The following is a 13607-nucleotide window of genomic DNA, read 5'->3' as shown; positions in this document are numbered from 1 at the left end:
CGTCAGTACGTCACGGGATGTGCCGCGGCGGGCGATGTCACGGGATGTGCCGTGGCGCGCGACGTCACAGGATGTGCTGCAGCGCGCGGTCATGCCCCGCTTGGAGCGTGTGGACCGTGGCGAACTGCGGCTCTATCCGCAGGTAGACCGGGTCGAAGAGCTCGCCGTCCACGAAGTGCGGGCCCGAGCCGAAGAGTTCGAGCTCCGCGGTGCTCGGCTCGACCGCCTCGCAGACGCCGACCAGCTGGACGGTCCACTGGCCGTCGCGCGCGCTCGCCACGTTGAGGTTGTCCGCGCCGTACGCGACGACGCTGCCGATGCAGGCCTGGTGGTAGCCGTATCCCTTGTGCATGCGCAGCAGGATCTTCCCGTCGACGACGATGTGACGGGCCGCCGCGAGGAAGGGCAGCGCGCGCATGCTGGTCGCCACTCTGCCGTAGTCGGTGCGGCTGAGCAGTTCGAAGGCGAGCTGTTCGTCGGAGGGCATGGACCCCACCTTGGTTCATCGACGGGGTGTCGGGAAAGAGGATCCCGCCCCCACAAGACGGGGACGTAAGTCCCACAGGTCTGGACCACACCTGACAGGAACGGCCGAACGGGCCCGAGTACCGCCTCGGACCCGTCACGCCACCACAGCTGTCACGCCACCACAGCCGTCACCGCGTCACCGCATCACTGCGTCACCGCGTCACCGCATCACTGCGTCACCGCATCACCGCATCACCGCGTCACCGCATCACTGCGTCAGCGCCTCAGTGCTGCTTCTCCGCCTGCATGCGCGCCACGTACGCGGCCGCCTGGGAGCGGCGCTCCATGCCCAGCTTCGAGAGCAGGCTGGAGACGTAGTTCTTGATCGTCTTCTCCGCGAGGTGGAGACGCTCGCCGATCACGCGGTTGGTCAGGCCCTCGCCGATCAGGTCGAGGATCTTCCGCTCCTGGTCGGTCAGGTTGGCCAGGCGGTCGTCGCCCTTGGCGTTGTTGCCGTCGCGCAGCCGCTCCAGGACCCGGGCCGTGGCGACGGGGTCGAGCAGGGACTTGCCCGCGGCCACGTCCCGTACGGCGGTGAGGAGTTCATTGCCGCGGATGGCCTTGAGGACATAGCCGGAGGCCCCGGCCATGATCGCGTCGAAGAGCGCCTCGTCGTCGGCGAACGAGGTGAGCATCAGGCACTTGATGTCCTCGTTCTGCGAGCGGATCTCGCGGCACACCTCGACGCCGCTGCCGTCCGGCAGCCGCACGTCGAGCACGGCCACGTCCGGCCGGGTCGCGGGGATCCTGACCAGGGCGTCCGCCGCGGTGCCGGCCTCGCCGACGACCTCGATGTCGGCCTCCACGGACAGCAGCTCATGGACTCCACGGCGGACCACTTCGTGGTCGTCGAGGAGAAAAACCGTAATTTTTCCGTCATCGCGCACAGAGCCAGTCTCACACACGATCTCTTTGAGTGCCTGAGCGGAACCCTTCCCGTGCCCGGGGTGGCCGGGATAACGTGCCGGTGTTCCGGCCCCCTGCCAGGCTGTGATCAGTGCTGTGACCAGGAACTGTTCCCGACTTTCTCGATTTACTCGGAAATCCAAGCAGTCAGGTACTTGGATTTCCAAGCAAATTCGCAGGTCAGATGGGGTTTCACAGAAATGGGAAGCACTGGGTAACGTGCTTTGTGCAGGGCGTTCGCCGGGACACCTGTCACGCCTGTTCCCGGCCGAAACGCACCCACCCCGTGCGCGGGCACGGACCAGGCGAGCCGCACTGGCTTACCCGGTAACCCCCGGGGGCCGGACCGACGGAGGAGCACACGTGACCGTGGAGAGCACCGCCGCGCGCAAACCGCGCCGTAGTAGCAGTACAGGCGGCGGCAAGCGCGCAAGCGCCAAGAAGGCCGCGCCGCAGAAGAGCACGGAGCCCCCGCTCGTACAGCTGCTGACGCCCGAGGGCAAGCGGGTCAAGAACGCGGAGTACGACGCGTACGTCGCCGACATCACCGCCGAGGAGCTGCGCGGGCTCTACCGCGACATGGTCCTCACCCGCCGCTTCGACGCCGAGGCCACCGCCCTGCAGCGCCAGGGCGAGCTGGGCCTGTGGGCGTCGCTGCTCGGCCAGGAGGCCGCCCAGATCGGCTCCGGCCGGGCCACCCGCGACGACGACTACGTCTTCCCCACCTACCGCGAGCACGGCGTCGCCTGGTGCCGCGGGGTGGACCCGACGAACCTGCTCGGCATGTTCCGCGGCGTGAACAACGGCGGCTGGGACCCGAACAGCAACAACTTCCACCTGTACACGATCGTCATCGGCTCGCAGACCCTGCACGCCACCGGCTACGCCATGGGCGTGGCCAAGGACGGCGCGGACTCGGCCGTGATCGCGTACTTCGGGGACGGCGCCTCCAGCCAGGGCGACGTGGCCGAATCGTTCACCTTCTCCGCGGTCTACAACGCGCCGGTCGTGTTCTTCTGCCAGAACAACCAGTGGGCGATCTCCGAGCCCACCGAGCGCCAGACCCGTGTGCCGCTCTTCCAGCGCGCGCAGGGCTTCGGCTTCCCCGGCGTGCGGGTCGACGGCAACGACGTGCTCGCCGTGCTCGCCGTCACCAAGTGGGCGCTGGAGAGGGCGCGTTCGGGCGAGGGCCCCGCGCTCATCGAGGCGTTCACGTACCGCATGGGCGCGCACACCACCTCCGACGACCCCACCAAGTACCGCAGGGACGAGGAGCGGGAGGCCTGGGAGGCCAAGGACCCGATCCTGCGGCTGCGGGCCTACCTGGAGTCCGAAGGTCACGCGGATGAGGGATTCTTCGCGGAACTCGAGGACGAGAGCGAAGCGTTGGGCAAGCGAGTGCGAGAGGTGGTGCGGGCGATGCCGGATCCGGATCTGATGGCGATCTTCGAGAACGTCTACGCGGACGGGCACGCGCTCGTCGACGAGGAGCGGGCCCAGTTCGCCGCCTACCAGGCCTCGTTCGCGGACGGGGAGGTCAAGTAACCATGGCTGTCCAGAAGCTTCCCATCGCCAAGGCGATCAACGAATCGCTGCGCACCGCCCTGGAGACCGACCCCAAGGTCCTGATCATGGGTGAGGACGTCGGCAAGCTCGGCGGCGTCTTCCGTGTGACGGACGGGCTCCAGAAGGACTTCGGCGAGGACCGGGTCATCGACACCCCGCTCGCCGAGTCGGGCATCGTCGGCACCGCCATCGGCCTGGCCCTGCGGGGCTACCGCCCGGTCGTGGAGATCCAGTTCGACGGCTTCGTCTTCCCGGCGTACGACCAGATCGTCACGCAGCTCGCGAAGATGCACGCCCGCGCGCTCGGCAAGATCAAGATGCCGGTCGTCATCCGCATCCCCTACGGCGGCGGCATCGGCGCCGTGGAGCACCACAGCGAGTCGCCCGAGACGCTGTTCGCGCACGTCGCGGGCCTGAAGGTGGTCTCTCCCTCGAACTCGGCCGACGCCTACTGGATGATGCAGCAGGCCATCCAGAGCGACGACCCGGTGATCTTCTTCGAGCCGAAGCGGCGCTACTGGGACAAGGGCGAGGTCGACAAGGACGCCATCCCCGGCCCCCTGCACAAGGCCCGTGTCGCCCGCGAGGGCACCGACCTGACGCTGGCGGCGTACGGCCCGATGGTGAAGGTCTGCCTGGAGGCGGCCGCGGCCGCCGAGGAGGAGGGCAAGTCCCTGGAGGTCCTGGACCTGCGCTCGATGTCGCCGATCGACTTCGACTCGGTGCAGTCCTCGGTGGAGAAGACCCGCCGCCTGGTCGTGGTCCACGAGGCCCCGGTCTTCCTGGGCACGGGCGCGGAGATCGCGGCGCGCATCACCGAGCGCTGCTTCTACCACCTGGAGGCCCCGGTGCTGCGGGTCGGCGGCTATCACGCGCCGTACCCGCCGGCGCGCCTGGAGGAGGAGTACCTCCCGGGTCTCGACCGGGTGCTCGACGCCGTCGACCGCTCGCTGGCGTACTGAGGGAGAGGGTCGTGACGACGATGACTGACACCGCTCTTGCCGAGTTCAAGATGCCGGACGTGGGCGAAGGGCTCACCGAGGCGGAGATCCTCAAGTGGTACGTGGCGCCGGGTGACACGGTCACCGACGGCCAGGTCGTGTGCGAGGTCGAGACGGCCAAGGCGGCCGTCGAACTGCCCATTCCGTTCAACGGCGTGGTCCGTGAGCTCCGGTTCCCGGAGGGCACCACGGTCGACGTCGGCCAGGTGATCATCGCGGTCGACGTGTCGGGCGGTTCCGCGCCCGCGCCGGAGGCGGCGGCCGAGCCCCAGGCGGCGCCCGCGGCGGCGCCGGAGCCCGCGCCCGAGGCCGAGCCCGCGGGCCGCCAGCCCGTGCTCGTGGGCTACGGGGTCGCCGAGTCCTCGACCAAGCGGCGGGCCCGCAAGGCCGTCGACTCCGCCGATGCCTCCGTGGCCCCCGCGGCCCCCGTGGCCGTGCCGGAGCCGGCGGCCCCCCGCGAGCCCGTGCGTGTGAACGGGCACGGCGGTGGCTCCCGCCCGCTCGCCAAGCCGCCCGTCCGCAAGCTCGCCAAGGACCTCGGCGTGGACCTCGCGACGGTCACCCCGTCCGGTCCCGACGGGATCATCACGCGCGAGGACGTGCACGCCGCGGTGGCCCCGGCCCCGCAGCCGGAGCCGGTGGTGACCGGGGCGCCCGCGCCCGCCGCCGCCCCGGTCCCCGCGCCCGCCCCCCAGGTGAGCACGGACGGCCGCGAGACCCGCATCCCGGTCAAGGGCGTCCGCAAGGCCACCGCGCAGGCGATGATCGGCTCCGCGTTCACGGCGCCGCACGTCACGGAGTTCGTGACGGTCGACGTGACGCGGACGATGAAGCTGGTCGAGGAGCTCAAGCAGGACAAGGCCTTCGAGGGGCTGCGGGTCAATCCGCTGCTGCTCATCTCCAAGGCCCTGCTCGTGGCGATCAAGCGGAACCCCGACGTCAACGCCACCTGGGACGAGCCGAACCAGGAGATCGTCCAGAAGCACTACGTGAACCTGGGCATCGCCGCGGCCACCCCGCGCGGTCTGATCGTGCCGAACATCAAGGACGCGCACGACAAGACCCTGCCCGAACTGGCCGAGTCGCTCGGCGAGTTGGTCTCCACGGCCCGCGCGGGCAAGACCTCGCCCGCCGCCATGCAGGGCGGCACGGTCACGATCACGAACGTCGGCGTCTTCGGCGTCGACACGGGCACACCGATCCTCAACCCCGGCGAGTCCGCGATCCTCGCGGTCGGCGCGATCAAGCTCCAGCCGTGGGTCCACAAGGGCAAGGTCAAGCCGCGCCAGGTGACGACGCTCGCGCTCTCCTTCGACCACCGCCTGGTGGACGGGGAGCTCGGCTCCAAGGTGCTCGCCGACGTGGCGGCGATCCTCGAGCAGCCGAAGCGGCTCATGACCTGGGCGTAGTCCCGCCCCGTAGTCCCGCTCCGTACGACAGAAGGAAGAGGGGCCCACCGCGCATCGCGGTGGGCCCCTCTTCCGTCGTGGGCGTCAGGTCAGGCGACCTTGAAGCCGTAGTCCATCAGCTTCTTCGCGTCCGTGGTGCGGTTGGCCGCGGAGGAGGAGGTGAGGACCGTGCCGATGACGGTCTTGCCGTTGCGGGTCGCCGCGAAGACGAGGCAGTACTTGGCCTCGGGGCCGGAGCCGGTCTTCACGCCGATCGCGCCGCGGTAGGTGCCGAGCAGGCCGTTCGTGTTGGACCACGACATGTAGCGGTAGCCGCCGCTCTTCGTCGTGACCTTCTGCTTCGTCGACTTCGTCTTCACGACCGTGCGGAACGTGGAGTACTTCATCGCGTTGCTCGCGAGCTTCGTCAGGTCGCGCGGCGTCGAGTAGTTCTTGCCGTTGCCGATGCCGTCGAACGAGTCGAAGTGCGTGTTCTTCAGGTTCAGGTTCTTGGCCGTCGTGTTCATCTGGCCGATGAAGTTCTTCACGCGGGCGGCGCGGGTGGAACCCTTGCCGAACTTGTCCGCGAGCGCGTACGCCGCGTCGCAGCCCGACGGGAGCATCAGCCCGTAGAGGAGCTGACGGACGGTGACCTTGTCACCGACGATCAGGCGCGCCGAGGACGCGGTGTTCCTGACGATGTAGTCGCTGTAGGCCTTCTGGACCGTGACCTTGGAGTCGAGGTTCAGGTTCCGCTGGCCGAGCACCACGCGCGCCGTCATTATCTTCGTCGTGGAGCCGGTGGACCGGCGGGTGTCCGCGGACTTGGTGAAGAGGGTCTTGCCGGTGCCGTTGTTCATGACGAACCCGCCCTTGGCGGTGATCGACGGCTTCGGCGGTGCGGCCGCGTGGGCCGGGGTGGTGAGGACGCCGCCGGCCAGTATCGCGCTCGCGGTGACGATGACGGCCGATGCGCGACGTACGCCCTTGATGCCGGTTTTCAAGATTAATGCTCCAAATACCCCTGGGCTGCGGCCACATGAGGGTGCCGCTCACAGATAAGACGAGTGAGAGGGGTGAATGGATGTGCCGGAGTGCGCGAAAAGTGCCCGCAATGTGGACGGGGCCTCCGGTGTATACGTGTTGTATCTATGCTGTGCGCATGCCAGCCACAGCCCTCACCGCCGTCAAGCGGCCGCCCGCCGCCGAGCGGGTCTACGCACACGTCAAGCAAGCCGTCCTGGAGCGCCGCTACGAGGGCGGCACCCTCCTCACCGAGGGCGAGCTCGCCGAGGCCGTGGGGGTCTCCCGCACCCCGGTGCGCGAGGCGCTCCTGAAGCTGGAGGTGGAGGGGCTGCTGCGGCTCTACCCCAAGAAGGGCGCGCTGGTCCTGCCCGTCTCCGCGCAGGAGATCGCCGACGTCGTCGAGACGCGGCTGCTCGTCGAGACGCACTCGGTGCGCAAGGCGGTGCCGGCGCCCGCGGGGCTGATCGACCGCCTGGCGGAGCTGCTCGAACAGCAGCGGGCGCAGGCTGCCGCCGGGGACTTCGCGGAGGCCGCCGTCACCGACCGCTGCTTCCACGCGGCGATCGTGCGCAGCGGCGGCAACGAGATCCTCTCGCGCCTCTACGACCAGCTGCGCGACCGTCAGCTGCGGATGGGCGTCGCCGTGATGCACTCGCACCCCGACCGGATCGCCAAGACGCTCGCCGAGCACGAGGAGATCCTCGCCGCGCTCCGCGCGGGCGACGCGGACGCGGCGGTCGCCGTGGTGACCCGGCACGTCGGCTGGTTCCAGAACCTGGCGCGGGGTGAGGTGCGGTGAGCTCCACCTCCGCCTCCGTCTCCCTGCCCGGCGATCCGCCCGGCGGCAGGAAGGCCGTCCTCGTCTGGTCGATCGGCGTCGCCGTCTACTTCGTGGCCGTCATCTTCCGGACGTCCCTCGGCGTCGCCGGGCTCGACGCGGCCGACCGGTTCCACGTCAACGCCTCGGCGCTGTCGACCTTCTCCATACTCCAGCTGCTCGTGTACGCGGGCATGCAGATACCCGTGGGCCTGATGGTCGACCGGCTCGGCACCAAGAAGGTGCTGACCATCGGCGTGGTGCTCTTCACCGTCGGGCAGCTGGGCTTCGCCTTCTCCCCGACGTACGCGATGGCGCTCGCCTCGCGCGCGCTGCTCGGCTGCGGCGACGCGCTGACGTTCATCAGCGTGCTGCGGCTCGGCACCCGCTGGTTCCCGGCCCGGCGCGGCCCGCTGGTCGCCCAGCTCGCGGGGCTCGTCGGCATGGCGGGCAACCTCGTCTCGACCCTGGTCCTGGCCCGGCTGCTGCACTCCGTCGGCTGGACCGCGGCGTTCGCGGGCAGCGCGCTGTGCGGTGTCGTCGTCCTCGTCCTGCTCGCGCTGTTCCTGAAGGACCACCCCGAGGGGCACGAGCCGGAGCCGGCGGCGCACACCGGCGCGGCCTTCGTGCGCAAGCAGATCGCCCTGTCCTGGCGGGAGCCCGGCACCCGGCTCGGGCTGTGGGTGCACTTCACCACGCAGTTCCCCGCGATGGTGTTCCTGCTGCTGTGGGGCCTGCCGTTCCTCGTCGAGGCGCAGGGCCTGTCCCGCGCGACGGCCGGTGAACTGCTCACCCTCGTCGTGCTGTCCAACATGGTGATCGGCCTGGTCTACGGCCAGATCGTGGCCCGGCACCACGCCGCGCGCCTCCCGCTGGCGCTCGGCACCATCGGGGCGACGGCCGCGGTCTGGGGCGCCACCCTCGCCTACCCCGGCGACCACGCCCCGATGTGGCTGCTGATCGTCCTGTGCGCCGTGCTCGGCGCCTGCGGTCCCGCGTCCATGATCGGCTTCGACTTCGCGCGGCCCGCCAACCCGCCGGAGCGCCAGGGCACGGCGTCGGGCATCACCAACATGGGCGGCTTCATCGCCTCCATGACGACGCTGCTCGCGATCGGCGTGCTGCTCGACGCGACCGGCGACAACTACCGGATCGCCTTCTCCGCGGTGTTCGTGCTCGAACTGCTGGGACTCAGCCAGATCCTGCGGCTGCGGACCCGCGCGGTCCGCCGTGAGCAGGAACGGCTGGTCGCCAGCCGCGTCGAGGCGGTGCACGTGCCCGCGTGACGCCACGGCGTCCCGGTGCACGTGCCCGCGTGACGCCACGGCGTCCCGGTGCACGTGCCCGCGTGACGCTACGGCGTCACCGCGAACTCCCGCAGGATCGCCTCCGCCAGCTCCTGGTCGCCCTCGACCTTGATCCGGTCGGCGACGGACGCGTACGTGATCCGTCCGCAGGCGAGCCTGAAGTACGTCTCCCAGTCCAGCGCGATGGTGGCGAGGGGGCCCAGCGAGGGCGCGTTGTCGACGGTGCCCCGGCCCTCGGCGTCCACGCGGACCGTGCGCAGGAACTCGACGGGACCGCTCACGTCGAAGACGACCGCGGAGTTCGCGGGCGCGCCCGCCTTCTTGGCGACCACCTTCGGGAGCCCGAGCAGCAGCAGGTCCCGGGCGACGAGGGCGCCGGGGGAGTCGAGGTTGCCCGGCTTGCGCAGCGTCGTGCGCAGGTCCTGCTCATGGGCCCAGACGTCGAACGCGCGCAGCCGCATGGCCAGTTCGAGGGTCTGCTCGGTGCCGAGGGGGCCGCGGAGCTTGGTGTCGGGGTCCCGTGACTCGTTCCGCATCTGCCGCGAGCGGCGGATGATCGTGTACTCCAGCTCCGCGGTCATCTCCGGCGCGGTGTGGTGGCGCCGCACGTCGACCTGCATCTCCATGTACCGCTGGCCCTCGGTCTGCACGTGGTAGAGGTCGCGGGGCAGCGTGTGGATCGGGCGCGGGTCGCCCAGCATCTCGCAGTCCAGGCCGATGACGTGCGAGACGATGTCCCGCACCGACCAGCCGGGGCAGGGCGTGGCCCAGTTCCACTCTCCCTCGGCAAGTGGTGACACCAGCTCGGATATCGCTTCCACGGAGTGGGTCCAGGCGTCGGCGTAGGTTTGCAGGCTGGGATGGAGACTCACGGGACCCCTCGGCGGTCGTACGCGGGCGGTGGGTGTCTGAATGGCTAAGTTACGCTGCCCGCAGGCACCCCGGCAGTGCTTTCGTGTGACGATCGTAGGCCTGTGTTGACGGCTCGAATGCCAGGACGGTGGTAGTGTGCGCGCCTCTCTGATCCAGATCGCCGTAGACGAGGGCGAATCGGTCAATTCCCGTCGTTCGCGCGTCTCTTCACTGGTGCGCGACGTCGCCGGACGCGAGGGTTCAGGCCTGATCGTCCTGCCCGAACTGTGGACCACGGGAGCCTTCGGGTACGAGTCCTTCGCGAGCGAGGCCGAGCCGCTGGAGGGCCCGACGTACGAGGCGATGGCGAAGGCCGCGAGCGACGCAGGCGTCTGGCTGCACGCGGGTTCGATCCCCGAGCGCGACCCGGAGGGCCCCCTCTACAACACCTCGCTGGTCTTCTCCCCCGACGGCGAACTCGCCGCCGCCTACCGCAAGATCCACCGCTTCGGCTTCGACAAGGGCGAGGCCGTCCTGATGTCGGCCGGGTCCGAGCTGGCGACCGTGCGCACGCCGGACACCGTCCTCGGCCTCGCGACCTGCTACGACCTGCGCTTCCCCGAGCTGTTCCGGGGGCTCGTCGACGCGGGCGCCGAGATGTTCGTGGTGCCCGCGGGATGGCCCGCGCGGCGGCGCGAGCACTGGCTGCTCCTCGCCCGCGCGCGTGCGGTCGAGGATCAGGTGTACGTCCTGGCGTGCGGCACCGGCGGCACGCACGCGGGCGTCCCGCAGGCCGGGCACAGCGTCGTCGTCGACCCCTGGGGCGAGGTGCTCGCGGAGGCGGGCGACGGCGAGGAGGTCCTCACGGTCGACCTCGACCCGGCGAGGGTCGCGGCCACCCGGGAGCAGTTCCCCGCGCTCAAGGACCGTCTGCTCGGGTCGCCGGCGCCCCGCCGCTGACGGACGGCGCCCGCCTCCGGGGCTCCTCAGTCCTCGCCGCGTTCCTTCTCCGCAAGCCGGATCACGCAGACGGTGACGGCGAGCAGCAGCGCGGGGTCGGCGTCCTCGCGGACGATGTGCAGGCCGTACGTCTCGCGCACGCGGAACCAGCGGCGCGAGATGTCGGCGAGGAGTTCCCCGTCGTACTCGATGGCGAACTCGCGGTCGAGGATCTTGCCGCTGACGTCCAGTTCGGTGCCGTCGACCAGCTCCACGCGGTAGTGGTTGCGCAGCAGGGAGAGGCGTTTGCGCTTCACCTTGGCCAGCGGCTCGCCCTCGCGCTCGATCACCATCGTGTCGCGCAGGGCGAGCATCTTGGCGTGGATGTCGACGAGGACGCGCCCCTGCATGTCCTTCAGCTCGAAGGTGTCGCGCAGGCGCATCGCCTTGCCGTCGACGAAGAAGACCTTGCGGCCCTGGTCGTCCTCGATCCAGTAGTCGTCGCCGATGCCGAGCATGCGGTCGCGTACGAGAAGTCTCATGGCTCCATGACTACCCCGTACCGCCGCACATCGGACAGGGCGCGGCCGGCCCGTGCCGCACGGGGGGAGTCGGCACGGACCGGCCGCGGTTCTCGGGACCGCGCCGGGCCTAGCGCTGGGCCGCGGCCGCGGTGGTGTGCCAGTACGTGACGGACGACTCGGCGTTCAGGGCGAGGCCCACGGGGCCGGGGGACCGTACCGCCGCGTGGCCTCGGGTGCCCTTGCCGTCCTCGGTGGCGAGCGTGATGTTCACGGTCTTGGTGCGGTGGTCCTGGGCGCCCTGGCCGGTCGCGAGGGCGATCGCCGCGTACGCGGACCTGCCGGGCGCGATGCGGATGACCGACCGCGGCGGGCTCCCGGTGGTCCTCAGGTCGGTGCCCGCGGTGGTGTCGCCGACGAACGGGGCGCCGTGCACCGTGCAGACCTCGCCGCTCCTGTTGGTGGCCTTGAGCACGACGGCGGGCAGGGTGCCGCCTGTCTCCTCCAGGGTGACCGTCATCCGGCCCAGCGTGCAGTCGCCCTCGGCGGGGGTGCCGGCGGGGCTCTGTGACGGGCTCGGTCCGGCCGGGCTGCCGGACGCGGCCGTCGCCCGGTCCCCGTCCGCCGCGCCGCCGCCGTCGTCGCAGGCGGACAGCGTCAGGCAGAGTGCCGCGACGGCGGCCAGCGACACCGGTCCGAGCAGGCGGAACTCCACCCGGCCTCATCCCCTTCGTCACCTGGGTGTGCGTACTACATGTATGTGACAGGGATCGAGGATAGGGGCCGGGAGCCCGGGGCGGCACCCGTCGGCAGGGCAGACCCGGGGGCAGCTCGCGCTGCCCCCGGGCGTCAGTAGTCGCGGCGGTCGTGGTCCGGTTCGACCACGGTCGTCTGCACCGGCGGGACCGCCCGCCTGCGCCGCGCGATGCTGGTGAAGGCGGCGACGCCGATGATGCCGACCGCCATCATGACGAGCCCGGCGACGGTGACGTTGAGGCCTTCCATCTTCCAGTCGGTGGCGAAGGTCAGGATGGCGCCGACGGCGATGAGGATGATGCATCCGCCCAGGCCCATGGAGACCACCTCCCTGAGGTAGTGGCTGCGAGGTGCCCGGGTACCCGGGCACCTCGCAGCCACACAGGGCGAAAACTCGCGGCCGCACAGGGCGGAAAAGAGAGGAGGGGCCTCAGCCCTCCAGGAACGCCACCAGCGCGTTGGCCAGCATGTGCGGGTCGTCCGCGCCGCACAGCTCGCGCACGCTGTGCATGGACAGGATCGCGACGCCGATGTCGACGGTCTTGATGCCGTGCCGCGCCGCCGTGATCGGGCCGATCGTCGTGCCGCACGGCATCGCGTTGTTGGAGACGAACGACTGGAAGGGCACGCCCGCCTTCTCGCACGCGGCGGCGAACACCGCGCGTCCCGAACCGTCCGTGGCGTAGCGGTTGTTGACGTTCACCTTGAGGATCGGGCCGCCGTTGGCGCGCGGGTGGTGCGTCGGGTCGTGCCGCTCGGCGTAGTTGGGGTGGACGGCGTGGCCGGTGTCGGAGGAGAGGCAGACGGTCCCGGCGAAGGCGCGGGCCCGGTCCTCGTAGGAGCCGCCGCGCGCGAACACGGACCGCTCCAGGACGCCGCCGAGCAGCGGGCCGTCGGCGCCGGTGTCGGACTGCGAGCCGTTCTCCTCGTGGTCGAAGGCGGCGAGCACGGGGATGCAAGGGAGGTCGTCGCGGCCGGAGACGGCGGCGAGGGCGGCGGTCGCGGAGTGCACGGACAGGAGGTTGTCCATGCGGGGGCCGGCGACCAGTTCGCGGTCGCGGCCGAGGAAGGCGGGCGGCTCGACGGAGTACGTCATGAGGTCCCAGCCGGTGACGTCGCCCTCGCCCAGGCCGCTCTCCTCCTCCAGGAAGCGGATGAGGTCGCCCTCGTGGACGTCGTCGCCCAGGCCCCAGATGGGCTGCATGTGCTTCTGCTTGTCCAGCTTGAGGCCGTCGGTGTGGACGGAGCGGTCCATGTGGATCGCGAGCTGGGGGACGCGCAGGAGCGGCCGGTCGACGTTCACGAGCCGCGTGGTGCCGTCGCGCAGGGAGAGCCGGCCGGCGAGGCCGAGGTCCCGGTCGAGCCAGGAGTTGAGCAGCGGGCCGCCGTAGATCTCGACGGCGACCTGGCGCCAGCCGTGGGCGCCGGCGTCGGGCAGCGGCTTCACGCGCAGGTTCGGGGAGTCGGTGTGCGCGCCGACGATGCGGAAGGGGGTGTGCGCGGCGGCACCCTCGGGGACGTACCAGGCGATGATGGCGCCGCCCCGCAGGACGTACTTCCCGCCGGCCGTGCCGTCCCAGGCGTCGGTCTCCTCGACCTGCCGGAACCCGGCCTTCTCCAGCCGCTCGGCGGCGCTCGCCACGGCGTGGTACGGCGAGGGGCTCGCCGCCAGGAAGGACATGAGGTCTTCGGTGTGGCCGCGGTCGAAGGGGCCGGAGGGTGTGCGCATACCGTCAGCCTAATCCCGCCACCGCCCGCCCATCCCAGCCTTCCCCCCGCTCCGCGCGCCCCCAACGCCCGGGGCGCACGCCTGCGCCGGGGCGCCGCGGAACGGCCGGGCGCACGGCGGTGCCGTGGGGCGGGGCATGGTGATGCTGCCGCGCCCCGGCGCACGCCCGCGCCGTGTCCGTAAGCAGCGCGATGCCGCCACCCGGCAGGACCGGGTGGCGGCATCGTCGTGTGGTGCGGGAGCGGGAGGGGGCCTCGTGGGGCCGCCTGGT

Annotated in this window: 14 protein-coding genes; 6 read left to right on the top strand and 8 right to left on the bottom strand. The window is 70.8% G+C overall.

The genetic code is table 11. From position 1 onward, the window contains the following. Positions 1–64: 64 nt before the first annotated feature. Positions 65–487, bottom strand: coding sequence for a pyridoxamine 5'-phosphate oxidase family protein (locus AOK22_RS22230; RefSeq protein WP_055700467.1), 423 nt, complete (start codon positions 485–487; stop codon positions 65–67). Positions 488–752: 265 nt separating this feature from the next. After that, positions 753–1415, bottom strand: a complete 663-nt coding sequence (locus AOK22_RS22225; protein WP_055700466.1) for a response regulator — start codon at positions 1413–1415, stop codon at positions 753–755. A gap of 382 nt (positions 1416–1797) precedes the next feature. On the opposite strand from AOK22_RS22225, the gene pdhA reads away from it, so the two are divergent. Genes pdhA through AOK22_RS22210 form a run of 3 tightly spaced genes read left to right on the top strand, consistent with a single transcriptional unit; the run spans position 1798 to position 5410 of the window. Beyond that, positions 1798–2979, top strand: a complete 1182-nt coding sequence (pdhA, locus tag AOK22_RS22220; RefSeq protein ID WP_055700465.1) for a pyruvate dehydrogenase (acetyl-transferring) E1 component subunit alpha — start codon at positions 1798–1800, stop codon at positions 2977–2979. 2 nt (positions 2980–2981) lie between these two features. Beyond that, positions 2982–3962 (top strand): alpha-ketoacid dehydrogenase subunit beta, encoded by a 981-nt coding sequence (locus tag AOK22_RS22215; RefSeq protein WP_055700464.1) that lies wholly within the window; start codon positions 2982–2984, stop codon positions 3960–3962. Positions 3963–3973: 11 nt separating this feature from the next. After that, the gene (locus AOK22_RS22210; RefSeq protein ID WP_055700463.1) at positions 3974–5410 is read left to right on the top strand and encodes a dihydrolipoamide acetyltransferase family protein; all 1437 of its coding nucleotides are present in this window, start codon (positions 3974–3976) and stop codon (positions 5408–5410) included. 89 nt (positions 5411–5499) lie between these two features. Here the strand turns inward: AOK22_RS22210 and AOK22_RS22205 are convergent, their stop codons facing one another. Then, complete coding sequence (locus AOK22_RS22205) at positions 5500–6393, bottom strand: D-alanyl-D-alanine carboxypeptidase family protein (protein ID WP_055700462.1); 894 nt, start codon at positions 6391–6393, stop codon at positions 5500–5502. 158 nt (positions 6394–6551) lie between these two features. On the opposite strand from AOK22_RS22205, the gene AOK22_RS22200 reads away from it, so the two are divergent. After that, positions 6552–7214 (top strand): GntR family transcriptional regulator, encoded by a 663-nt coding sequence (locus AOK22_RS22200; RefSeq protein ID WP_055700469.1) that lies wholly within the window; start codon positions 6552–6554, stop codon positions 7212–7214. Next, complete coding sequence (locus tag AOK22_RS22195; protein WP_055700461.1) at positions 7211–8518, top strand: MFS transporter; 1308 nt, start codon at positions 7211–7213, stop codon at positions 8516–8518. The genes AOK22_RS22200 and AOK22_RS22195 overlap by 4 nt, the downstream gene beginning before the upstream one ends. 68 nt (positions 8519–8586) lie before the next feature. On the opposite strand, the gene AOK22_RS22190 is transcribed toward AOK22_RS22195, so the two are convergent. Next, positions 8587–9411 carry a maleylpyruvate isomerase family mycothiol-dependent enzyme gene (locus AOK22_RS22190; protein ID WP_055700460.1) on the bottom strand — a complete coding sequence of 275 codons (825 nt, stop codon included), beginning with the start codon at positions 9409–9411 and terminating at the stop codon, positions 8587–8589. Between the two features lie 136 nt (positions 9412–9547). Between AOK22_RS22190 and AOK22_RS22185 the strand changes: the two genes are divergently transcribed. Next, the gene (locus AOK22_RS22185) at positions 9548–10351 is read left to right on the top strand and encodes a carbon-nitrogen family hydrolase (protein ID WP_055700459.1); all 804 of its coding nucleotides are present in this window, start codon (positions 9548–9550) and stop codon (positions 10349–10351) included. A 26-nt stretch (positions 10352–10377) separates the two neighbouring features. Here AOK22_RS22185 and AOK22_RS22180 read toward each other — a convergent pair whose 3' ends face one another. From AOK22_RS22180 to AOK22_RS22165, 4 genes are all read right to left on the bottom strand, one after another. Then, positions 10378–10872 (bottom strand): LURP-one-related/scramblase family protein, encoded by a 495-nt coding sequence (locus AOK22_RS22180; protein WP_055700458.1) that lies wholly within the window; start codon positions 10870–10872, stop codon positions 10378–10380. 109 nt (positions 10873–10981) lie between these two features. Next, positions 10982–11566, bottom strand: coding sequence for a DUF4232 domain-containing protein (locus AOK22_RS22175; protein WP_055700457.1), 585 nt, complete (start codon positions 11564–11566; stop codon positions 10982–10984). 134 nt (positions 11567–11700) lie between these two features. Continuing rightward, positions 11701–11925 (bottom strand): DUF6458 family protein, encoded by a 225-nt coding sequence (locus AOK22_RS22170; protein ID WP_055700456.1) that lies wholly within the window; start codon positions 11923–11925, stop codon positions 11701–11703. Positions 11926–12037: 112 nt separating this feature from the next. Then, complete coding sequence (locus AOK22_RS22165; RefSeq protein WP_055700455.1) at positions 12038–13336, bottom strand: M18 family aminopeptidase; 1299 nt, start codon at positions 13334–13336, stop codon at positions 12038–12040. Positions 13337–13607: the final 271 nt, after the last annotated feature.

Origin of the sequence: Streptomyces silaceus, from assembly GCF_001419745.1 — a bacterium.
Classification (GTDB): Bacteria; Actinomycetota; Actinomycetes; order Streptomycetales; family Streptomycetaceae; genus Streptomyces; species Streptomyces silaceus.
The sequence above is the reverse complement of the archived record's forward strand: the minus strand, read 5'-3'. Positions and strand labels throughout refer to the sequence as shown.

What these genes read in the sequence shown, in the direction of transcription:
- AOK22_RS22230 (WP_055700467.1), bottom strand. Translation starts at nt 487, where the DNA reads ATGCCCTCCGACGAACAGCTCGCCTTCGAACTGCTCAGCCGCACCGAC.
- AOK22_RS22215 (WP_055700464.1), top strand. Translation starts at nt 2,982, where the DNA reads ATGGCTGTCCAGAAGCTTCCCATCGCCAAGGCGATCAACGAATCGCTG.
- AOK22_RS22200 (WP_055700469.1), top strand. Translation starts at nt 6,552, where the DNA reads ATGCCAGCCACAGCCCTCACCGCCGTCAAGCGGCCGCCCGCCGCCGAG.
- AOK22_RS22180 (WP_055700458.1), bottom strand. Translation starts at nt 10,872, where the DNA reads ATGAGACTTCTCGTACGCGACCGCATGCTCGGCATCGGCGACGACTAC.
- AOK22_RS22170 (WP_055700456.1), bottom strand. Translation starts at nt 11,925, where the DNA reads ATGGGCCTGGGCGGATGCATCATCCTCATCGCCGTCGGCGCCATCCTG.
- AOK22_RS22165 (WP_055700455.1), bottom strand. Translation starts at nt 13,336, where the DNA reads ATGCGCACACCCTCCGGCCCCTTCGACCGCGGCCACACCGAAGACCTC.